Source organism: Pseudomonas fluvialis, from assembly GCF_002835605.1.
In the GTDB taxonomy this organism is placed as follows: Bacteria; Pseudomonadota; Gammaproteobacteria; order Pseudomonadales; family Pseudomonadaceae; genus Aquipseudomonas; species Aquipseudomonas fluvialis.
Map to the genome: position 1 here is coordinate 78,929 of NZ_PIYS01000034.1, position 22,099 is coordinate 101,027.

Below are 22,099 nucleotides of genomic sequence, written 5' to 3' on the forward strand. Positions count from 1 at the left end.
CGTTTGCAGATTGGCAGAGGATTACAGGCTGGGGGTCCAGGTGACCGACATCAGCGCGGTGCGCCCTGTTTCGCGATAGGTGTAGTAGGTGGCTGGCCAGCCTACTCCGTATTGCGCGCGGCTGTACTGTTTGTTCAGCACGTTGTCGAGCTTGAAGCCCAGTTGTACCTCGTCGCTGGCCTGCCAGGCACTACGCAGGTTCAGCAGGCCATAGCCTGATAGTTCGCGGTTATTGGCAAGATCGTCATAGCTGCTGCTTACGGCCTGCCAGCCGGCGCCAATACTTAGCGCGCCAAAGGAGCGATCCAGATCAAGACTCAGCGTGCGTCGGGCACGACGGTCCAGGGTCTTGCCAGTTTCCCGGTCGCGCGGGTCGATCAGGCTGAGCCCCAGTGCGGCCTGCCAGCCCAGTAGCTCCTGTTGCAGGGATGCTTCGAAGCCATTGATGCGTGCTTTATCGATGTTCTGCGCGGGCCAGCCAGCAATGGCATTGCGCAAGTCTGTGCGGTAGAGCGAGGTTTCCAGGCGGGTTGTCGCGGCCAGCTGGCTGCGCCATTGCAGCTCATAGGACTTGGAGCTTTCCGGTTGCAGGGTGGGGTTACCACCGCCGGGCCAGTACAGGTCGTTGAAGGTTGGTGCGCGGAAACCTTCCGCGTAGGACAGGATCAGGTCGTTATCGGCATTCAGCGCGTAAGTTACTGCACCGCTGAAGGTGTTGCTGCTGCCGAATTGCGCGTTCTTGTCATGGCGCAGGCCCAGCTCGCTGGAGAAACGCTCGCCGCGGTAGTTGTGCTGCAGAATCAGTCCATGATTCCAGCGGCTGTCTTCCGTGTAGTTGATGTTGCTGTGCAGTGTCTCCTCGTAGCCGTCGGCACCCACGATCAAGCTATGACCATTGCCCAACTCCAGGGTGTTCAACCATGCGGCGCTGTCTCGGTAGGTATTGAAGGGGCTGCTGCCTTTGACATCATCGTAGCGTACGGTCGAACGATTTTCGCTGTGGCCCAGTTCAAGACGGCTTTTCCAGAGGGCGTTGATCTGTGCGGAGAGAAAGCCAGAGTAGCTACTGACCTGATAGTCAAAATAAGGGTACTGCCCGCCCCAGTCCATGTCGTACTCGCTTTCGCCGCGCTGGTCGAGCACGCTGAAGCCGGCTTCCAGTTGCTCGCTGAAACGGTGGTTCAGGTTGGCGCTGAAGGCATTGTTGCGATAGGCATCCCGATCGTTATCCGGTGCGCTGTTGGCGTAGGAACGGTTGATGCCACGGGTGTCATCGGCGCTGGCCTGTAGGCTGAAGCGTGTGTGCTGGTCGCCGCCGGACAGGCCCAGGCTGCGCTCCCAGGTGTTGTGGGTTCCGTAGCCGATGCGCAGGCGCGGTGTGAGCGGCTGGTCTGTGCCGCGACGAGTGATGATATGTACCACGCCGCCAATCGCGTCGGAGCCGTAAACTGCCGAGCGCGAGCCGCGTAGCACCTCAACGCGTTCGATTTGTTCAATGCTCAGGTATTCAAGTGGCGAACCACCGGCTGATGCTGAACTGATCCGCTGGCCATCAACCAATACCAGGCTTTGTGCTGATTTTGTACCGCGCATGAAGAGGCTTACGGTGCTGCCTGGGCCGCCGCTGCGGGCGATCTGTACGCCGGGAACGCGCTGCAGTAAGTCAGCAACGCTGGAGGGCTGCAGGCGCTCTATATCCTGGCGGTTGAACACGGTGTTCGCTGCGCTGCTTGCATTGCGTGGTTGCGCCTCGCGGTTGGCGCTGATCAGTGTTTCAGTAAGCTTCAGGGTCTCTGTTGTGGATGCGGCATGGGCGCAGGAGAGACTGGGCGCCAGGGCTACAGCCAGGGCAATACGGGACAATTTCATGGAAAAGCCTCAAAAGCGTGAATGAACTTCTGAGGAGGGCAGACAAGGGCCGCCAGGGAAACTGCGGACGGCACTTGACGGTGCCGCCCTCCGCAACACCTGTCGAATCCGTCCAGGCCGGTCTCCGGGCTTGCGAGAACACCTGGCTCGCCTTCCCATGCTGAAGCACAGTGGCGGTTGAGCCGGGTTGTCGCCTGGCGGCGACCATCGCTTACCGTTGCGGGGGCAGCGCCGGAATTGCTCGAAGAGCGCACCGGCTTCCCGTTTCATGCGGCCGCAAAGCCGCACACCTGGGTGGAATAAAACCGCGGCACCTTAGCGAGAGGCGCCGCTGAAAGCAAGGATTAAGCCGTGCGGCTATCGGCCAGGCGGCGTTCGATGGCCTGCTGGATGCCTGCCGCGTCGAGCCCGCATTCAGCGAGCATTTCTTCCGGGCGGGCGTGCTCCACGTAGTAGTCCGGCAGGCCGAGCTGCAGCAGGGGGACGGCCAGGCCGTGGGCCGCCAGGCACTCGCCGACCGCACTGCCGGCGCCGCCCATGATGGTGTTTTCCTCGATGCTCACCAGCAGGCTGTGGCTGGCGGCCATCTCCAGCAGCAGCGCCTCGTCGAGCGGTTTGACGAAGCGCATGTCGACCACGCTGGCGTCCAGCGCCTCGGCCACCTGCAGGGCGGCGGCCAGTTGCACGCCAAACACCAGCAGGGCAACTCGTTGCCCCTGGCGGCGCAGCACGCCCTTGCCGATGGGCAGGGGCTGCAGCGAGCTGTCGATGGGCGCATTGGGACCACTGCCGCGCGGATAGCGCACCGCCGCCGGGCCTTTGTGCAGGTAGCCGGTGGTGAGCATCTGGCGCAGTTCATTCTCGTCGCTGGGGGTCATCACCAGCATGCCGGGAATGCAGCGCAGGTAGGAAATGTCGAAGCTGCCAGCATGCGTCGGGCCGTCCTCGCCAACCAGGCCGGCGCGGTCGATGGCGAACAGTACGTCGAGGTCCTGTACCGCGACATCATGGATCAGCTGGTCGTAGGCGCGCTGCAGGAAGGTCGAGTAGATCGCCACCACCGGCTTCATGCCTTCACAGGCCAGGCCGGCGGCCAGGGTCACGGCATGCTGCTCGGCGATCGCCACGTCGAAATAGCGAGTCGGATAGCGCTCGGCAAAGGCCACCAGGTCGGAGCCTTCCTTCATCGCCGGGGTGATGCCGACCAGGCGTGCATCCTGCTCGGCCATGTCGCACAGCCAGCGACCGAAGACGTTGGAGTACTTGGGCCCGCTGGGTTTCTTCGGCGCCGGGTTGTCGCTGGGCGGTTCCAGCTTGGTAATCGCGTGGTAGCCGATCGGGTCCAGTTCGGCCGGGGCGAAACCCTTGCCTTTCTTGGTGACCACATGCAGGAACTGCGGGCCTTCCAGGTCGCGCATGTTGCGCAGGGTGGCCAGCAGCGTGGGCAGGTCGTGACCGTCGATCGGGCCGATGTAGTTCCAGCCCAGCTCCTCGAACAGCGTGCCGGGCACCAGCATGCCCTTGGCGTGTTCTTCGGTCTTGCGGGCGATTTCCCAGGCGCCGGGCAGGCGCGAGAGGACCTTCTTGCTGCCCTCGCGCATGCTTGCGTAGGTGCGGCTGGAGAGAATCTTCGCCAGGTAGTTGGACAGGCCGCCGACGTTGTTGGAAATCGACATGTCGTTGTCGTTGAGCACCACCAGCATGTCGGCCTTGGTATCGGAGGCGTGATTGAGGGCCTCGAAGGCCATGCCGGCGGTCATGGCACCGTCACCGATCACCGCCACGCTCTTGCGTTTTTCGCCCTTCAGGCGGGCCGCCAGGGCCATGCCGAGTGCCGCACTGATGCTGGTGCTGGAGTGGCCGACGCCGAAGGTGTCGTACTCGCTCTCGCTGCGCCGTGGGAAGGCAGCCAGGCCGTCCTTCTGGCGCAGGCTGGTCATGCGCTCGCGGCGGCCGGTGAGAATCTTGTGCGGGTAGGCCTGGTGGCCGACATCCCAGACCAGGCGGTCCCAGGGCGTGTCGAAGACGTAGTGCAGGGCGATGGTCAGCTCGATCACCCCCAGGCCGGCGCCAAAGTGCCCGCCACTCTGCCCCACGCTGTAGAGCAGGAACTGACGCAGTTCGTTGGCCAGCGTGACCAGCTCGGCTTCGCCCAGGCGGCGCAGCTCTCCCGGCGTGGCCGCGCGGTCGAGCAACGGCGTGACGGGGCGCTCGCGGGGGATCTCGTGGAACGTCTTCGGCATTGAAGTGGTCGCGTGGCGGAAAAAGAGCGGCAGTTTACCTGATGCGCCCCGCGCAGCCCAAGATGCAGAGGAGATACCCCTGCACGGTTCATGGTCGCCAGCGGTACAGCAGCAAGGCGTTGCTCACCACGCTGAGGCTGGAAAGCGCCATGGCGGCGCCGGCCAGCATCGGGTTGAGCAGGCCGGCGGCGGCCAGGGGCAGGGCCAGCAGGTTGTAGGCAAAGGCCCAGAACAGGTTCTGGCGGATCTTGCCGTAGGTGCGCCGGCTGATCGCCAGCGCCGCGCTGACCAGGCGCGGATCGCCACGCATCAGGGTGATCCCGGCGGCCTGCATGGCCACATCGGTGCCGCTGCCCATGGCAATACCGACATCCGCCGCGGCCAGCGCCGGGGCATCGTTGATACCGTCACCGACCATGCCGACCACCCGGCCTTCGTCCTGCAACTGGCGAATGCGCGCCGCCTTGTCGGCCGGCAACACTTGCGCCTGCAGCTGATCAATGCCCAGCGCCTGGGCCACCCTGCCGGCGCTGCCGGGGTTGTCGCCACTCAGCAGGTGGCAGCGCAGGCCGGCCTGGTGCAGTGCGGTAATGGCTGCGGCGGCACCGTCCTTGATTGGGTCGGCAAAGGCCAGCAGGGCGACGGCGCGCGGTGTCGGCCGGTACTCGGCCAACCAGGCCAGGCTGTGCCCGGCGGCCTCCCATTGGGCGGCCTGGGCCGCCAGGGGCTGGCTGTCGATGGCCATCTCCTGCAGCAGGCGGGCATTGCCCAGCAGCCACTCGCGGCCCTCCAGGCTGCCGCGCACACCGCGTCCTGGCAGTACCTGGCTGTCGCTGGCCGCCGGGGTGGGCAGGCGTTGGCTGCGACAGGCGCGCAGTACCGCACGGGCCAGCGGGTGCTCGCTGCCGCGCTGCAGGCTGCCGGCCAGGCTCAGCCAGTGTGTGTCGTGCGCGGCGGCGTCCGGCGAGGGGGCACTGCACAGGGCCACCAGTTGCGGCTGGCCCTCAGTCAGGGTGCCGGTTTTGTCGAAAACCAGGTCAGTCACCTTGTGGGCCACTTCCAGGGCGCTGGCGTCCTTGATCAGGATGCCGTGCCGGGCTGCGACCCCGGTGCCGGCCATGATCGCCGTGGGCGTGGCCAGGCCCAGTGCGCAGGGGCAGGCGATGACCAGTACGCTGACGGCGTTGAGCAGGGCCTGTTCCAGGCCGGCGCCGGCCAGCAACCAGCCGCCGAGGGTGAGCAGGGCAATCAGCAGGACGACGGGGACAAACCAGGCGCTGATGCGGTCGACCAGTTTCTGGATTGGTGCCTTGGCCGCCTGGGCGTCCTCGACCAGGCGGATGATGCGCGCCAGCACGCTTTCCGCGCCAAGGGCGGTGACGCTGACCAGCAGGCTGCCTTCGCCATTCAGGCTGCCGCCGGTGACCGTGCTGCCGGGCGCCTTGGCCTGCGGCAGGCTCTCCCCGCTGATCAGTGATTCGTCGGCCTGGCTGTGGCCCTCCAGGACCAGGCCGTCGCAGGGAAAGCGCTCGCCGGGCAGCACGCGCAGGCGGTCGGCGCGGCGCAGTTCGCTGAGTGCCACCCAGCTTTCCTGGTCACCCGTGACCCGCCGTGCTTGCTGCGGACGCAGCGCCTGCAGCGCGGCGATGGCGGCACCGGTCTGGCGTTTGGCACGGCTTTCCAGATGCTTGCCGAGCAGCACCAGGGCGATGACCACGGCGGCCGACTCGAAATACAGGTGGGGCATGGCTCCGGGCACGGCCTGCCACCACAGGTACAGGCTCAGGCCGAAGGCGGCACTGGTGCCGATCGCCACCAGCAGGTCCATGTTGCCGCTACCGGCACGCAGCGCCCGCCAGCCGGCGCGGTAGAAGCGTGCGCCGAGGATGAACTGCACCGGCGCGGCCAGGGCGAACTGTATCCAGGGCGGCAGCATCCAGTGCACACCGAACCATTCGGCGAACATCGGCAGCATCAGTGGGATGGCCAGCAGCAGGGCCAGCAGGGGTTGCCAGTCACGGCGGACCAGCGTGGGCGGGCTGTCCGGTGTAGCCAGGCGGGCGCCGAACCCGGCCTGTTCGACAGCGTGCAGCAGCGTCTGCACATCGCTGCCGGCAAGCAGCTGAAGTTGCGCGGTTTCGCTGGCCAGGTTGACGCTGACCTGGCAGACCCCGTCGACGGCGAGCAGCGCCCGCTCGATGCGCGCGGCGCAGCTGGCGCAGGTCATGCCTTGCAGGTGCAGGCTCAGGCTGTGCACGGGCACCTGGTAGCCGGCCTCCTCGATGCACTGGCGCAGGCTGGTCAACTGGCCGGGCGGGGCCTGCAGACGCACGCGTTCGCTGGCCAGGTTGACCTGCACGGCGCTGACGCCGGGCAGGGCGCCGAGGGCTTTCTCGATGCGCGCCGCGCAACTGGCGCAGCTCATGCCGCGTAGCGGCAGGTCGTAGGCAATGGTTCGGTGCATGGCTGGTTCTCCGTGAGGCTGCTGGCAAGCCTGCGCCTTGCCACTGTGGCAAGGTCAAGGGACAATCCTTGGCAATATGTTGTCTGTCCGGTCAGCTGGCGGCCAGTAGGTTGGCGGTTGCTGGCCCCGGCAGTGTCCTTCCTCAGTCGTTCAGTGTGCCAGGCAGGCCATGCGCTGTTGCCTGTGTCACGAGTGCCCGCATGACCTTGCGTATCCTGCTGATCCTTGGCGCGCTGAGCGCCTTCGGGCCATTGGCCATCGATTTCTACCTGCCCAGTTTCCCGACGCTGGCCCGGCAGTTCGCCACGGATGTCGAACATGTGCAACTGAGCCTGGCGGCCTATTTTGCCGGGCTGGCCATTGGCCAACTGCTTTATGGGCCGCTGGCCGATCGCTTTGGCCGACGCCGCCCGTTGCTGGTGGGGGTCAGCCTGTTTGCCCTGGCCTCGCTGGCCTGCGCCTGGGCGGAGAGCCTGGAGATGCTGGTCCTGGCGCGCTTCGTTCAGGCGCTGGGCGGCTGTGCCGGCATGGTCATCTCTCGGGCCGTGGTGCGTGACCTGTGCGATCCGCTGGCGTCGGCCAAGGTGTTTTCCCAGCTGATCCTGGTCATGGGGGTAGCCCCCATCCTGGCGCCGCTGGCGGGTGGTTGGCTGCTGGCCTGGTCCGGCTGGCCGGCGATCTTCTATTGCCTGCTGCTGTTTGCCGTGCTCTGCGCGCTGGCGATTGCCCTGTGGCTGCCGGAAAGCCGTCCGGCGCATGCGCCGCCGGCGCCGCTCAGCGGTGCCCTGGGGCAGTATCGGCGGCTGTTTGGCGAACGCCAGTTCCTTGCCTATGCGCTGTGCGGGGGGCTGGCCATGGCCGGGATGTTTGCCTACATCGCCGGCTCGCCCTTCCTGTTCATCGAGCTGTATGGCGTATCGCCGCAGCACTATGGCTGGCTGTTCGGCTGCAACGCGGCGGGCTTCATTGGCATGGCCCAAGTCAACGCGCGGCTGATCAATCGCCGCGGGCCGGCCTTCTGGATGCGTCGCGTAGTGCTGTTCTACCTACTGTGCAGCCTGTCGCTGGTGCTGCTGGCGCTGGCCCGGCCGGCGCACCTGTGGCCGTTCCTGCCGCTGCTGTTTGCGGCCATTGCCAGTCTCGGTTGCGTAATTCCCAATGCGACCGCCTGCGCCATGGCGGGGCAGGGCGCGCATGCCGGGAGTGCCTCGGCGCTGCTCGGTTCGCTGCAGTTCAGCGTGGCGGCGCTGGCCGCCGGTCTGGTGGCGGCCTGGAACGATGGCAGCGCCCTGCCACTGGCCGTGGTGATCAGCCTGTGCGCCCTGCTGGCCTGCCTGTGTGCCTGGCTGACTGCGCGCACGGCATAGCAGGCCGTGGCGCCCTTCCAGGGCGTCGTTGCACAGAGCGCTGGCCGATCGAACGGGTTGTTCTCAGGGCATGCTGGCCGGCAGGCCGTGCTCGTGCCACCAGTCGGGCAGGCAGTCGGCCGGCAGCGGGCGACTGAACAGGTAGCCCTGGCTGTACTGGCAGTCGAGCTGGCGCAGCACTTCCAGTTGCTGGGGCTGCTCGACGCCTTCGGCAAGTACGTTGAGGTCCAGGCTGTGCGCCAGGGTGATGATGGCGCGAACGATCTGCAGATTGCCGTGATCCTCGGGGATGCCTTGCATGAAACTCTGGTCGATCTTCAGTTTGTTGATCGGGAAGCGCCGCAGGTAGGCCAGTGACGAGTAGCCGGTGCCGAAGTCATCCACGGCCAGCTGCAGGCCAAGGTCGCGCAGCGCCTGCAGGGTGCGCTGCGCCTGCTCGACATTATCCATCAGCGCTCCCTCGGTGATCTCCAGCTCCAGGCAGCGTGCCGGCAGGCCGCTCTGGCGCAGGGCGCGCTGCACCTGCTCAAGCAGGTTGCGCTGGCGGAACTGGCGGGGTGACAGATTGACCGCCAGGGTTTGCAGGTTCAGCCCCTGTTGGCGCCATTGCTGGGCCTGCCGGCAAGCCTCCTGCAGCGCCCAGGCGCCGAGAGGCTCGATCAGGCCGCAGTCCTCGGCCAGGGGAATGAATTGTCCCGGGGGCACCAGGCCTTCGCTGCTTTGCCAGCGCAGCAGTGCCTCGACACCCATGCCCCGGCCGCTTTGCGTATCCAGCAGTGGCTGGTAGTGCAGGATGAATTCGCCATGCTTGAGCGCGCGGCGCAGGCGTGATTCGAGGATCAGGCGCTGCTGGGCCGCATCGGTCAGCGCCTGGGTGTAGAAGCAGAACGTATTGCGTCCGGACTGCTTGGCCTGGTACATGGCCGCATCGGCATTGCGGATCAGTTCGTCGGCGTCGAAGCTGTCCTCCGGGCACAGGCTGATACCAATGCTGCTGGTCAGGTAGACCTCGCGTGCACCACTGAGCTGGAAGGGCGCTTCAATCAGGCGCAACAACAGGCGTGCCACCTGGGCGGCCTCATCGGGTTTCTGTAGGTTTTCCAGGATGACCAGGAATTCGTCGCCGCCCAGTCGGGCCAGGGTGTCCTCCTGGCGCAGGCGTTGACGCAGACGTTGGGCCAGCGCGCCGAGCAGTTCGTCACCGGCCGGGTGGCCAAGGCTGTCGTTGATGTTCTTGAAGTGATCGAGGTCGAAGAACAGCACGGCAACCCGTGCGTCGTTGCGTTGAGCATGCAGCAGCGCATGCTTGAGACGTTCATGGGCCAGCAGGCGGTTGGGCAGCTCGGTCAGCGGATCGAAGTGTGCCATGTGGGTCAGCCGTTCCTGGCTGTCCTTGAGTGCGCTGATGTCGCTGAAGATCAGTACATACTGGCGTTCCTGAGCTGTGCCGCCGCGAATCAGACTGGCGTTGAGCAGCACCGGCAGCAGGCGCCCGTCGGGGTGGCGGCTGAACAGTTCGCCCTGCCACTGGCCGTGGTCGCGCAGGGTGCGCCACAACTGGCGGTAGCGTTGGCGCTGTTCGGCATTGTGCAGGGCCAGCGGCAGGTGACGGCCGAGCGCGGTTTCCGGCGCCAGGCCGGTCAGCTCACTGAACGCCGGGTTGCTGGTGATGATGCGGCGCTGCTGGTCGACGATGAGGATGGCCTCGCGGCTGCTGTCGAAGACCGTGGCCGCCTGGCGCAGCGCGGCTTCGTGCTGCTTGCGCATGCTGATGTCTTCAAGCACCGAGATGAAGTAGTGCGGTTGGCCGTTGGCATGGCGTACCAGTACTACGCTGAGATGCGCCCAGACCAGTCGTCCACTGGCATGCCAGTAACGCTTTTCCAGGCTGTAGCTGTTCCGTTCGCCCTGCAGCAGCCGCTGCACTTCATGCAGGTCGCGTGGCAGGTCATCGGTGTGGCTGAGCTCCTGGAAGGTGCGCTGCAGCAATTGCTCTTCGGCATAGCCGAACATCTCGCAGAGGTGGCGGTTGACGCGCAACCACTGGCCATCCAGGGCAACATGGGCAATGCCGATGGCGGCGTGCTCGAAGGTTGCCCGGAAACGCTGTTCGCTTTCCTGGCGCTGTTGCTGGAGCATCTGCTGCTGCACTGCCAGGGCGGCCAGGCGGCTGAATTCGGTCACCAGGTCGAGGTCTTCCTGGCTGGGCTGGCGACGTTGCTGGTAGTAGATGCCGAAAACCCCGAGCACCTGCTGGAATTCGTCCTTGAACGGCAGTGACCAGGCGGCCGCGATGCCAGCCTGAGTGCAGAGCTGGCGGAGTGCGGCATCGTTGTGCGCGCCCTGCAGATCGTCGAGAACCACCAGCTCGCCGCTGCGTACGGCCTGGGCACAACTGATCAGGCTGTCCGGTACGGCGAGCTGACGCAGGAAGCGCTGCCATTCGTCAGGCAGGCTGGGGGCGGCCAGCAGGTGCAGCTGCTGGCCCTCGCCATCGAGCAGCAGAATGCTGACGCGCATTTGCGGGTTGACCCGTTCCAGGCTGTAGGCAATCCCGGTAAGGATATCGGCCAGTGGCTGGTTGCCATTGAGCGCATCCAGCACGGCATTGCGCGCCTGTTGCAGGGCCTGGATCTGTCGGCGGCTATGGATGTCGGTCAGGCTGCCGCGCATGCCCTGAGCGCTGCGCTTGAGCTGTACTTCAACCCAGCGCAGGCTGCCATCGCTGCAGCGCAGGCGGTATTCGCCCGTCCAGCTGGCTCGTTTGCCGGCGCTGAGCTGGCGGCGTATTTCGCACAGGGTGCGACTGTCTTCGTCGTGCAGGAAGTCTTCGAGCGGCTGGTGCAGGCTCTGTTCCGCGCTGTGGCCGCTGAGCGCCCACCAGGCCTGGCTGAGAAAGCTCAGGCGGCCCTGGTCGTCGAGCAGGAAAATGGCTTCGCTGAGCTGTTCGATCAGTTCCCGATAGCGTGCCTCGCTGTCCTTGAGCGCGGCCTGTGCGCTGCGTTGATCGCTGAGGTCGATATCGATGCAGTACAGCTCCGGCTGGTTGTGCAGATTGACCAGCATCTGGTGGCTGGAATACACGTTTACCGGGCTGCCATCGCGTCGCTGCAGGGTAATCTCGCCTGCCGCAATCGGTTCGCCGCCGCTCATCCAGCGCTGAATATCAGCGACGACTTTGCTGCGCATTGGCGTGGGCACGATCAACTGTTCCAGATGGCGGCCCATCGCTTCGCTGGCGCTATAGCCGTATAGCTCGCTGCTGGCCTGGTTCCAGTAGATCACCCGGCGTTCGCGGTCATAGCCCTGCACGGCGATGCGTGGAGTCTGCTCGAACAGTTGGCGAAAGCGTCGTTCGCTTTCCCGCAGTGCCTGCTCGTCGCGCTTTTGTGCCGTGATATTGCGTACGCTGCCTTCTGCGCAGAACGGCCCCAGTGCCTGGCCGCGCAGCTGCAGCCAGGTCAGCTCGCCGTTGTCCCTGGGTTGCAGGCGAACGCTGCAGTTGAGGGCCTTGCCCTCGCCCAGTAGCGCTTGCAGGGCGTTCTGCAACAGCACCCGGTCCGCCGGATGCAGGCACTGCAGGAGCTGCTCCTGGGTCAGGCGCTGGCGTTGGCTGGGCAGTTGCAGCAGTTCGATGGCTTGCTCACCCAGCCAGAACTGGCTATCACGGAACTGCCAGTCGCCAAGATCGGCTTCGCGCTGGGTGTTGCGCCGGCTGGCCCGTTCGCGCAGCAGGTTGTCGAGCAGTTGTTCGCGGTGGCGCTGCTGGTAGCGGGCCAGGCCGAATACCAGCAGGCTACTGAGGGTGATGAACAGCAGGCCCTTCCAGGTTTGCAGGCGCTGCCACTGGGCTGCATCCAGGCCCAGCGAGGCCAGCAGTTGGTCGCTGAAAAGAATCCACAGAGTGCTGAAGGCCAGGTAGCTTCCGGCCAGCAGCAGGGGGCTGGTCGCTGCAGGTTTCATCCTGATCCCTATGCGCGAGGCCATGGGCGTTGGCCTGAATGCCGAGTTTAGATGCTCCCTGCAGGCTTTGCCTGTCAGTGGCGTACGAAGCGTGCGTCCAGGCTGTTTTGCGCCAATTGCCGGGCCTGTGCCTGGCTCATGCCCAGGCTGTCGTGCAGGGCCTGGAAGTTTTCGTTGAGATAGCCGCCGAAGTAGGCCGGATCATCCGAGTTGACCGTGACCTTCAGGCCGCATTCGAGCATGCTCAGGATAGTGTGCTGGCGCATGTCATCGAAGACGCGCAGCTTGACGTTGGAGAGCGGGCAGACGGTCAGCGGGATCTGCTCGTCGACCAGGCGCTGGACCAGGCGTGGGTCTTCCATGGCGCGCACGCCATGGTCGATGCGTTCTACCTTGAGCAGATCGAGAGCTTCCCAGATATAGGCGGGTGGTCCTTCCTCGCCGGCATGTGCCACGGCATGCAGACCTTCGCTACGCGCCTTGGCAAATACTCGCTGGAACTTGCAGGGCGGATGGCCAAGCTCGGAGCTGTCCAGGCCCACGCCGATGAAGCTGTCACGCCAGGGCATGGCTTCGGCAAGGGTGGCAAAGGCCTGCTCTTCGCTGAGATGGCGCAGGAAGCTGAGGATCAGCCCCGAGCTGATGCCCAGCTGACGGCGGCCGTCGGCCAATGCCTGGCTAATCCCGGCGATCACTCGTTGCAAGGGAATGCCACGCTCGGTGTGCGTCTGCGGATCGAAGAAGGGCTCGCAGTGCACCACGCCCTGGGCCTGGCACTTACACAGGTAGGCCCAGGTCAGGTCGTAGAAGTCCTGTTCCTCGCGCAGGACGTTGGCGCCCTGGTAGTAGAGGTCGAGGAACTCCTGCAGATTGTGGAAGGCATAGGCCTGGCGCAGGCTGTCAATGTCCGCCCAGGGCAGGCTGATGCGGTTGCGTTCGGCAAGCTGGAAAAGCAGTTCGGGTTCCAGTGCGCCTTCCAGGTGCAGATGCAGTTCGGCCTTGGCCAGGGCATTGAGCCAGTTGTCCATGAGGGTCTCGTCAGGCAGGTGGATCGTGGCATTGTAGGCGTTCAGTCGCCATAGGACAGCCTGCCCATGTTACGTATCTATCTAGCCGGACCGCAGGTATTTCGCCCGGATGCCGTGCGCTACGGCCAGCAGCTCAAGGAAGCCTGCCTGGCCAGCGGTTTTGTCGGCCTGTTTCCGCTGGATAACGCCCTGCCGGATGGGCTGTCTCCGCCACAGCAGGCGCAGTGGATTTACCAGGCCAACCTCGCTCTGTTGCGCCAGGCTGATCTGGTGCTGGCTTGCCTGGAGCCGTTTCGTGGCAGCGAGCCGGACAGTGGCAGCTGTTTCGAGCTGGGTTACGCCGCGGCGCTGGGCAAACCGCTGTTTGGCTATCTGGCTGACCAGGCCAGTTACCGTCAGCGCCTGCTGCGTTTACAGCCACAGTTGGCGGTACCGGGTGGCTTGCCGCAGGTGGATGCCGAAGGCTGGCAGCTGGAAGATTTCCACTTGCCGCTGAACCTGATGCTGAGCGTTCCGGTGCGCCTGGTGGGGACGGATGTGGAGCAGGCGCTGGCCTGGTTGGCGCGGCAACGCGAGGCGGGCGCGTGGGCTGTGCCGAAAAACTGAGCAGTTGCCTGCAGGCCGCGCCGGACGCTGTGTGCGGGGAGTCTTCCAAGGCTTCTGCACAGAGTTATGCACAGGTGGCGTGGATAACTGGGTTGCTTGGCAAGTTAGCCGTGAATGTTCAGGCAAACGTTCGTTTTGTTTTTGTAATGCAATGAAATTAAAGGGAATTTTACATATTTTAAGCATGCTTTGGTGGCGTTAGTGAAAAGTTGAGCAATGTTCCAGAGGGCCCGCGCAGCCTGTGATGGAGCAGGCTTTCCCGAGGTTATCCACAGGGCTTTGCACAGAAACCCTTCATAACTCACGCAGCGTGCTTTGTCCGCGGCTCAGGCTGTTTAGCAGCTGCTGTAATGCGTTGCGCTGTTCGGCGGGGAGTTGCAGGAGGAGTCTGACGCCCTCGGCCTGGTAATCCTGCTGCAGCACCTGTACCTGCAGGGACGGCAAACGTCCCAGCAGGTGCGCATGCACGGCATGTTCCAACTGGCAGGTCAATTGCAACAGGTGCTGCAGCGGCTGGCGCTGGCCTGCTTGCAGGCATTGGCTGGCGCAGCCCCCGTAGGCACGAATAAGCCCGCCCATGCCCAGGGGGATGCCGCCATACCAGCGGCTGACCAGAACGACCAGTTGGTCGCCGGCAAAGTGCTCAATGGCGGCGAGTATCGGCCGGCCCGCACTGCCGGCCGGTTCGCCATCGTCGCTGCTGCGATATTGCGCAGCGATTTTCCAGGCCCAGCTGTTGTGCGAGGCATCCGCTGCGCGGTGGCTGGCGATGAAGGCCCGCGCCGCTGCCTCGTCGGCTACCGGAGCGGCCTGGGCGAGAAAGCGGCTCTTGCGGATCTCCAGCTGGAAGCGGCTGGGCGCCGCCAGGCTGTAGCGCATCAGACGGGCAGGGCGATGCCGCAGCCTTTGAGGATGATATGGATCAGGTTGTCGGTGGCGAGGGCAAAGTCTTCGCGGGTTTGGCGCTTGCGACCGGTCAGCCGGCAGATCTGGCTGGAGAAGTCGGCATAGTGCTGGGTGCTGCCCCATAGCAGGAAGATCAGATGCACCGGGTCGATGGGGTCCATCTTGCCCTGGTCGATCCAGGCCTGGAACACCGCAGCACGCCCGCGAAACCAGGCCTGGTAATCCTGATTGAAGTGCTCGGACAGGCATTCGCCGCCACTGATGACTTCCATGGCGAAGATCTTCGAGGCTTGCGGCTCGCGGCGGGAGAACTCCATCTTGGCGCGAATGTAGGCGGCCAGGGCCGGTCCGGGTTCGTCGTCGGCGCTGAGATGGCTGAAGGCGCTGTCCCAGAGATCGAGGATGTTGCGCATGACGGCGACATAAAGCCCCAGCTTGTTACCGAAGTAGTAGTGCAGGTTGGCTTTGGGCAGCCCCACGCGTTGCGCGATGGTGCTCATGCTGGTGCCCTTGAAACCGTGGCGGGCGAACTCTTCGGCGGCGGCGGCAAGGATGGCGTGCTGGTTTTTCTGACGAATACGTCCGGCGGGTTTATTGTCGGTTGGCGCGGATACGGCGACTGTCATGATGCATTCCGGGGTGAGCAGGGTTGTGGCGAGTGTGTTGATACCCTACGCAGGGCCGATGCACAAGCACGAAACAACTGTTCACTGATGTTTTTCTGACGTTTTTTGCCTGACGGGCCATTTTTATGCCCTTTGTGGCGTTTCGGTCAGCATTTCCTCCGCCAGTCGGCGCAGTTGCTGCAGATCCAGTGGCTTGCCGAGACACGCCAGGGCGCCCAATCGATGCGCCTGGTCAAACAGTGCCTGGTTGATGCTGGCAGTGACGACCAGAATGGCCATTCGCGCATGGCGTGGGTCCTGCTGCAGGGCTTCCAACAGCTGCATGCCGTTGCCATCCGGCAGGTCCAGGTCAAGCAACAACAGGCGTGGCTGGCGACTGTCGAGGAACAGGCGAGCGCTAGCCAGGGTGGTGGCGCTTTCTACCTCGGCCATGTCGCGCAACGCCTCCTGGAGTAGGCGCAGGCTGGCGGGGTGATCCTCGATGCACAGGGCGAGCGGTTTGTTGGTCTGTCCTACAGGTTCCTGTAGCGAGTCAGCGGCACAACCGGGCAGATCGATCCAGAAGCGACTACCGCAGCCCGGTTCGCTATGCAGGCCAATCTCGCCGTGCATCAGGCTGGCCAGCTCGCGGCATAGCACCAGGCCGATTCCGGTGCCCGGGATATTCGAGTTCTCCCGCCCCAGGCGCTGGAAGGGAATGAACAGTTGTGCCTGCTGCTCGGCACTGAGTCCCGGGCCGTGGTCTTCGACCCACAGGCGCACGGCATTTTGCCGTACTTCGTAACCGAGGCTGACCAGCCCCTGCGGGCTGTTGTACTTGATGGCATTGGACAGCAGATTGATCAGCACCTGGCGCAGGCGTCGCGGGTCGGCCAGCACGTAGAGTGGTGGTTGCGGCGCAGGCAGCAGCTTGAGTTGCTGGCCATACTGTTGCAGATCGAGTTGTATCAGTTCGGCGCAACTGCTCAGTAGCTCGCCCACGTCTACCGCGCGCAGCTGGAGTTGCTGGCGGCGGCTCTCCAGGCTGGTCAGGTCGAGAATGTCATCGACCACCGCGGTCAGGTGACGACTGGCTGAAACGATTTCCCTTGCGTACGCCGCTTCCGTCTGGCGGGCGCTGTGCTCCTCGGCTTCCAGGGCGATTAGCTGGGCGAAACCCTGGATGGCATTCAGCGGTGTGCGCAGTTCATGGCTCATGCTGGAGAGAAAGCGACGCTGCGCCTGGCTGGCCTGCAGGGCGCGCTCGCTGGCCTGGCGCAAGTCATCTTCGATCTGCTTGAGACGACTGATGTTCACATGCGTACCGGATACCCGCAGCGGCTGGCCCTGGGTATCGCGTTGCAGAACCTGGCCGCGACTGAGCAGCCAGACATACTGTCCCTGGGCGTTGCGGAAGCGGTATTCGGCATCGAACTGGCTGCTGCCGTCCTTGAGGAACTGGCGGCGCAAGTGATCGATTCGTGGCAGGTCATCCGGGTGGATATGGCGATCATAGTCGCGCAGAGCCAAGCACGTGCTGGCCAGGCCGTAGCGCAGCCGGAAGTTGTCACTCAGGCACATGCGCTGTTGTGCGAGGTCTAGGTCCCAGACGCTCTCCGTGGTGCTATCCAGCACCAGCTGCAAGTGTCGCTGAGCTTCCTGGCGCTGCGACTCGCTGGCTTGCAACTGCTGCGCCGCCTCGCTCAGGCTGCTGAGCATGTGGTTGATCTCGCGGATACTGCCGGGTGCAGGCGGTTGTTGTAGAGCCCCGCCACCCAGCGCCTGCAACTGGCTGGCCACTTGCTCGAGGGGCGCGGCCAGTTTTCGGCTGAGCTGGCGCGCGCGTAGCCACATGTAGAGAAAGAACAACAGGTAGAACAGCACGAGGCCGGCGATCATCACGAAGCCCAGTTGCTGGTAATGGCTGGCTAGTTGTTGGGTGGTGCTGAAAATGCTCGTCTCGTCGACCACCATCAACAGGTGCCAGCCGGTCTTGCTCACCTCGGCCCAGGCCACCAGCTTGCTCTCGCCGTTCAGCGTGACCTGTTGTACACCCCGGGTATTGCCTGGCTGTTGCGCAGTACCCATCTGCTGCAACAGAGGCTGTAGTTCGCGGTAGCGGGTCAGGCGGAACTGCTCGGGCTTGAGGATCTCCCGGCGCACGGCTTCGGCATAGGAATACTCGGTCAGTTCGCGCAGGGCAAAGTCGCGTTCACCGGCGTCCGGCAGGGCGAGGATTTCATGGCTGCTGCCGATCAGCAGCGCGTAGCCCTGCCAGGGGACCTGCAAACGGGCGATTTCGCCGAGCATCTGACCAACCGTGATATCCAGACCGGCGACGCCTTCCAGAAAATCGCCGCGATACACCGGGGCAATTACCGACATCATCCAGCCCTGGCCTGCCGGGTCGAGATAGGCGTCGGTCCATACCGCCTGGCGTTGCGGGTTGTGGTGCGCGTCGGCCAGATAATAAAAGTTGTATTCGGGAATCCGCATGTCGTGCGGATACTGTGCCAGCACGTCGAAATACGGATAAATGCGGTTGTAGCTGTCCCAGCTGTTGAAATAACCCGCCGCTACCTGAGCATTGGCGGCTTTGATCGACGCCAGCAACGGGTCGATCTGCGCCAGGCGCAGTGCTTTGGCGTGATCCTGGCGGGACAGAGGGGTGCTGTTGGCATAGAACGAGGCGGCTCCGCCGTTGTCGTGCCGGGTATGGAAGACCCCGGCATCACTCACCGCGTGGCGCGCGCGTTCCTCGCGCGTGGGTTGGTAGTGCGGATTATCCAGCGCGTGGCGTACCCCGTCGCGCAAGAGCAGCGCCTGGGCTTCCACGGCACTTAGGCGCGCGTCGATCACCGCGGCTTCACGGCCAATTGCCGTAGCCAGGTCAGACAAGGCGCTGTGCTGCAAATGCTCGATTTGTGCGTCACGCACGGCGGCATTGCTGAACAGGTAGGCGGCAATCAGTACCGATTCGACCAGAATCAGCGGAATCAGCGCGCTCTGAACGAACGCACGCCAGATCCACTGGCGAATGGGGCGCTGTTGCATGCGGGGTAAAGCCTCTTGTTCGGCGCGGGAAAGACCTGAAGTCCTGCAGAAGATAGCCTGCCCTGGCGGCGCCGGATAGCTCCGGGTGCTAACCGCCGGCACTGCCGGTCGACGCCAGGGAACCTTTGCCGTACACTGCGCTCCTAGTAACAAGCACCACAGTTTTGGGGCCGATTAGGATTCGACGCCGGTAACGAAACTTGAGGGGCATGCCGAGTAGGTGACAGTTCTCGTAAATCCGCTGCCACACCTTAATAGTTGCCAACGACGACAACTACGCTCTGGCCGCCTAAGGGCGCCAGCTGACCCTAGGGGATGCCTGTAAACCCGAAGATCTGGTCAGTCATATAGAACAGGATCGCCGCCAAGTACGCTGCAGACGTAACGGCTAAAACTCATGCAGCTCGCTCCAAGCACCCTGCCACTCGGGCGGCGCGGAGTTAACTCAGTAGAGATGGCTAAGCATGTAGAACCGATAGCGGAGAGCTGGCGGACGGGGGTTCAAATCCCCCCGGCTCCACCATCAACCACACAAGAGCTTGATTTCACAGGCTTTTGTGCTCAGTCTACCGGCCGTTCCAGGCCGGTGTGACACTGAGGTGTGACACTCATGTGGGGCATCGCTTCGGTGCCCACCATGAAACCCTCCCCCTCCTACCTCACACGCAACCGACACGGAACCTTCTACTTCCGCATCGTGATTCCACGACCATTGCGAGCCTTGCTCCATGGCCAGCGAGAAGTCAGACGCACCCTGAAAACAGACAGCGAAAGGCTGGCGCGTAAGCGTGCCCGGCAATACGTCGCACGCTACGAAGCCGTCTTTGACAAGGTAGTGAACATGGTTGAGCGTGATGAACTCGGCCTAACCGAGGCCGACTACAAAGAGCTAATGGAGCTTGTCCCAGACTTCTCCAGCCCCCAGGACGAAAGCAACCCGGCAGAGCCCATCCTTTCAGACAAGGAAATCGAGGCTCGCCAGCGCCGCCGAGAGGTCGAGCGCTTACTGACTGGCGCCTATGGCCGTCCTATTCCAACCGAACTTGAGCAGACGGCACAGCAACTGCTCGAACTGTCACACACCTACCAACCGACAGAGCTTCGGGCCATCCTGCCGAAGCTTCGAGACGAACTGGCGCTGGGTAGGCTCACGGGGACTAGTGCAGTATCAGCACTCCCAGCCATCCATCGAGTTGACCCGACGATGGCAAACTGGACGCTCTATCAAGTCTGGCAGCACCGGCTAGAGCTGACTGGTCGAAGCATGTGCCGGCAGAAATCAAACAGTTCTTCCGGCTGCTCTGGCTGGCCCGCCAACCTGGCGCAGTTGCCGTGACCATTCGCCTGGATCACCGCACAGCGACAAAGGCGCTCGATGCGAAGCGAGGCCCAGCTAACCACCTTGCGGGGATCATCCAGCGAACGCTAGCAAAACTGGGGATCAGCACTGACCTTGCCTTCAACTTGGAGTACACCCACTGCGCCAGCACCGAGAACCACCCGCTTCACCTACACGGGATTGTGCGCATCCCGGCTGACCGCATCGAGGAGGTTAGGCTGGCGCTCAGGTCGGCACTTGCCGAGGGATACCGGCAACGCTTCAACAACTTGGCCGTCCATATCGAGGCAATCAGCAATCCACGGTGGTGGGCCGGATACTGCACCAAGGAGCACGGAATATCCGCCGACATCCTCAAGAAGGCCCGGGGAAAGCGTACGGTTCCGGACTACGCCAGCGACTCGGCGAGAGATGGTGGTAAAACGCTCTACGAGAGCGTAGGAGAGCTTTTCAGCCATGAAAGCTAGTCACGTAGCACTTGCCATTTACATCGCGCTTAGCGGGCTCCCAGGAGCGAGCGCGGACGATCAGAGACCGTCCTTCTCGGGCGATAACTTGAGGATCGACGAAGACGGGCCGGAGCAAGACGAGCTGTACGACGAAGACGACCAGCTATACGACGAAGCGGACGACTATGAAGGTAAGCGCTCCATAAACCCCGTCCTAGTGGACGGGGTTTGTTTTCAGGAAGCAAAGGCAGAAGCCGGCGAGCAGTTCCACGGCAGCAGCGCTTCGTAGTCCTCGACGCTCTGTGCCGTTGGCAGGTGTTCGAGGATGTGGCGCAGCCAGGCGTAAGGCTCTTGGCCGTTGGCCTTGGCGGTTTCGATCAGGCTGTAGATCTGTGCGCTGGCCGTGGCGCCCTTGGGCGTGTCGCTGAACAACCAGTTCTTGCGACCGATGACGAACGGGCGGATGGCGTTTTCGGCGCGGTTGTTATCGATGGGCAGGTTTCCACCTTCGACGTAACGCACCAGCCGGCCCCAGTTGCTGGCCAGGTAGTTTACGGCCTTACCCAGAGCCGTCTGCCCAGCAACCTGCGGCTGGGTCTTGTCCAGCCAGGCCTTGAGTTGATCGAGCAGCGGTTGGCTGCGTTGCACTCGGGTGGCCTGCCGCTCGGCATCGCTGGCGTCCTTCAGTTCACGTTCGATGCTGTAGAGCTTATTGATCAGGTTCAGCGCCATGTCGGCACGGCCGGTCTTGCCCTTGGGCTGCACTTTCTGCGCCTCGACGAACTTGCGCCGCGCATGCGCCCAGCAGGCCAACCGCTCGATGCCCTCTTGCACGGCCACGGCGTTGTAGCCAGCGTAGTCGTCAGTCATCAGGTAGCCGTGATAACCATCGAGCAGGCGCAGCGGTACCTCCTGCGCGCGGCTGGTGGTGTAGTCGAAGAGGATCACCGGCTTATCTGGCGGCCCGCCGCTTTGCACCCACATCCAGGACTGCGCGGTGGGATCGCGTCCGGGTTCGTGCAGCACCTGCAGGCGGGTTTCGTCACAGTGCAGCACCGGGTAGTCCAGCAGTTTGTCGCGCATCAGGTTGAGCAGCGGCTGCAGCTGCTCGCCACTTTGGATCACCCAGCGCGCCAGGGTCTGGCGGGGAATGTCGATGCCGTGGCGACCGAGCATTTTCTCGAAACGGTACAGCGGGATGCCGTCGGCGTACTTGGTGGTCAGCAGCATCGCCAACACGCTGGGACTAGCCAGGCTCTTCTCGATCAGTTGGGCCGGTTTGTCGGCGGTGACCGGTGCGGTTTCGCAGGCCTTGCAGGCGTAAGTCTTGCGGATATGACGGATAACCCGCACCTGCATCGGGATGATCTCCAGTTGCTCGCTGGTCTCTTCTCCAATCACCTGCTTGCAGGCGCCGCAGGCGCAGGTCAGTTCGTGCTCGGGCAGTTCATGGACGACTTCGACGCGCGGCAGATTGGCCGGCAGCGGCTTGCGCTTGCCACGACGCTTGATCGGCGCAACGACTTCTTCGGCTTCAGCTTCGGCTGGCTCGGCAGTCGGCTCTTCGACCAGCTCTTCGGCCTCGTTGAACATGGCCAGCTGCGGTGAGTCGGCATCTTCAGGGCTGCGCTCGGACTTGGGTGAGAACAGCTTGTGCCGCAGCAGGGCGACCTGCTCCTGCAATTGCAGCACCAAGGCCTTGAGCAGGACGGGATCGTTAGGAAGGTTGTCGGCGCCAAATTTCATGGCGCTGGATTATACCGGCTCAGGCCACGAACCGCGGCGTCAGTACCTGGTGCGGACGATTGCGCCACAGGTCAATTCCGTCGAGCAGCCAGTTCAGTTCGTCAACCGTCAGCTCGATGGCCTCGTCGCCTGCATCGGGCTTGGTCTTGAAGCGCTCGGCTTCCAGTCGCTTGAGCCACAGGCAGAAACCGTTGCGCTCCCAGTAGAGAATCTTGACCTGGCTGCGCGTGCGATTGAGGAACACGAACAGCACCGGGTTGAACACTTCCACCTTGATGTCCAGCTCGACCAAGGCGGCCAGGCCGTTGATGGATTTGCGGAAGTCGACGGGCTTTGGGTAGAGGTAGACCTTCTGCACCTTGGCATCGGGACGCATCATGGGATGAACTCCAGTGAAAACGGGAGCTCAGCATCCAATGATCTGCGGCCTATGGGCAGGTGGGGTTTATGGAGCGCTTAC

General features: G+C 63.7%; 14 protein-coding genes, 1 other RNA gene and 1 riboswitch. Of the genes, 5 read left to right on the forward strand and 10 right to left on the reverse strand.

All coding sequences use genetic code 11. The features are described from left to right. Positions 1–21 precede the first annotated feature (21 nt). The 3 genes from CW360_RS16625 to CW360_RS16635 form a co-directional block, all read right to left on the reverse strand. Entirely contained in the window at positions 22–1,869 is a 1,848-nt protein-coding gene (locus CW360_RS16625; RefSeq protein WP_101194450.1) for a TonB-dependent receptor domain-containing protein, read from the reverse strand. A gap of 98 nt (positions 1,870–1,967) precedes the next feature. Then, positions 1,968–2,178: riboswitch (cobalamin riboswitch) on the reverse strand. Positions 2,179–2,213: 35 nt separating this feature from the next. Next, the gene (gene dxs / locus CW360_RS16630; protein ID WP_101194451.1) at positions 2,214–4,112 is read right to left on the reverse strand and encodes a 1-deoxy-D-xylulose-5-phosphate synthase; all 1,899 of its coding nucleotides are present in this window, start codon (positions 4,110–4,112) and stop codon (positions 2,214–2,216) included. A gap of 88 nt (positions 4,113–4,200) precedes the next feature. Then, positions 4,201–6,576 (reverse strand): heavy metal translocating P-type ATPase, encoded by a 2,376-nt coding sequence (locus CW360_RS16635; RefSeq protein ID WP_101194452.1) that lies wholly within the window; start codon positions 6,574–6,576, stop codon positions 4,201–4,203. A gap of 200 nt (positions 6,577–6,776) precedes the next feature. Here CW360_RS16635 and CW360_RS16640 point away from each other — a divergent pair, with 200 nt between their 5' ends. Continuing rightward, positions 6,777–7,943, forward strand: a complete 1,167-nt coding sequence (locus CW360_RS16640; protein ID WP_101194453.1) for a Bcr/CflA family multidrug efflux MFS transporter — start codon at positions 6,777–6,779, stop codon at positions 7,941–7,943. A 63-nt stretch (positions 7,944–8,006) separates the two neighbouring features. On the opposite strand, the gene CW360_RS16645 is transcribed toward CW360_RS16640, so the two are convergent. Together CW360_RS16645 and CW360_RS16650 are read right to left on the reverse strand one after the other, a co-directional pair. Continuing rightward, complete coding sequence (locus tag CW360_RS16645) at positions 8,007–11,906, reverse strand: bifunctional diguanylate cyclase/phosphodiesterase (RefSeq protein ID WP_170307410.1); 3,900 nt, start codon at positions 11,904–11,906, stop codon at positions 8,007–8,009. 74 nt (positions 11,907–11,980) lie between these two features. Then, positions 11,981–12,934: an adenosine deaminase gene (locus CW360_RS16650; protein ID WP_101194455.1), complete on the reverse strand. Its 954-nt coding sequence runs from the start codon at positions 12,932–12,934 to the stop codon at positions 11,981–11,983. A 66-nt stretch (positions 12,935–13,000) separates the two neighbouring features. On the opposite strand from CW360_RS16650, the gene CW360_RS16655 reads away from it, so the two are divergent. After that, on the forward strand, positions 13,001–13,540 hold the full coding sequence (locus CW360_RS16655; protein ID WP_093985670.1) for a nucleoside 2-deoxyribosyltransferase: 540 nt from the start codon (positions 13,001–13,003) through the stop codon (positions 13,538–13,540). A gap of 294 nt (positions 13,541–13,834) precedes the next feature. On the opposite strand, the gene CW360_RS16660 is transcribed toward CW360_RS16655, so the two are convergent. From CW360_RS16660 to CW360_RS16670, 3 genes are all read right to left on the reverse strand, one after another. Further along, positions 13,835–14,419 carry an IMPACT family protein gene (locus CW360_RS16660; RefSeq protein ID WP_101194456.1) on the reverse strand — a complete coding sequence of 195 codons (585 nt, stop codon included), beginning with the start codon at positions 14,417–14,419 and terminating at the stop codon, positions 13,835–13,837. Beyond that, positions 14,419–15,072, reverse strand: a complete 654-nt coding sequence (locus tag CW360_RS16665) for a TetR/AcrR family transcriptional regulator (protein ID WP_101194457.1) — start codon at positions 15,070–15,072, stop codon at positions 14,419–14,421. Before CW360_RS16665 ends, CW360_RS16660 begins: the two co-directional genes overlap by 1 nt. A gap of 123 nt (positions 15,073–15,195) precedes the next feature. Next, positions 15,196–18,105, reverse strand: a complete 2,910-nt coding sequence (locus tag CW360_RS16670) for an ATP-binding protein (protein ID WP_101194458.1) — start codon at positions 18,103–18,105, stop codon at positions 15,196–15,198. 166 nt (positions 18,106–18,271) lie between these two features. Here CW360_RS16670 and ssrA point away from each other — a divergent pair. The 3 genes from ssrA to CW360_RS16685 all read left to right on the forward strand — a co-directional run bounded on the left by ssrA (position 18,272) and on the right by CW360_RS16685 (position 19,911). Continuing rightward, positions 18,272–18,628, forward strand: a transfer-messenger RNA (tmRNA) gene (gene ssrA / locus CW360_RS16675). Between the two features lie 114 nt (positions 18,629–18,742). Further along, positions 18,743–19,441, forward strand: coding sequence for a DUF6538 domain-containing protein (locus CW360_RS17155; protein WP_245874741.1), 699 nt, complete (start codon positions 18,743–18,745; stop codon positions 19,439–19,441). Then, complete coding sequence (locus tag CW360_RS16685) at positions 19,438–19,911, forward strand: hypothetical protein (RefSeq protein ID WP_101194459.1); 474 nt, start codon at positions 19,438–19,440, stop codon at positions 19,909–19,911. The genes CW360_RS17155 and CW360_RS16685 overlap by 4 nt, the downstream gene beginning before the upstream one ends. 216 nt (positions 19,912–20,127) lie before the next feature. On the opposite strand, the gene tnpC is transcribed toward CW360_RS16685, so the two are convergent. Both tnpC and tnpB read right to left on the reverse strand, forming a co-directional pair. Next, positions 20,128–21,639, reverse strand: a complete 1,512-nt coding sequence (gene tnpC / locus CW360_RS16695; RefSeq protein WP_101192531.1) for an IS66 family transposase — start codon at positions 21,637–21,639, stop codon at positions 20,128–20,130. Positions 21,640–21,658: 19 nt separating this feature from the next. Then, the gene (gene tnpB, locus CW360_RS16700; RefSeq protein WP_058151328.1) at positions 21,659–22,018 is read right to left on the reverse strand and encodes an IS66 family insertion sequence element accessory protein TnpB; all 360 of its coding nucleotides are present in this window, start codon (positions 22,016–22,018) and stop codon (positions 21,659–21,661) included. Positions 22,019–22,099: the final 81 nt, after the last annotated feature.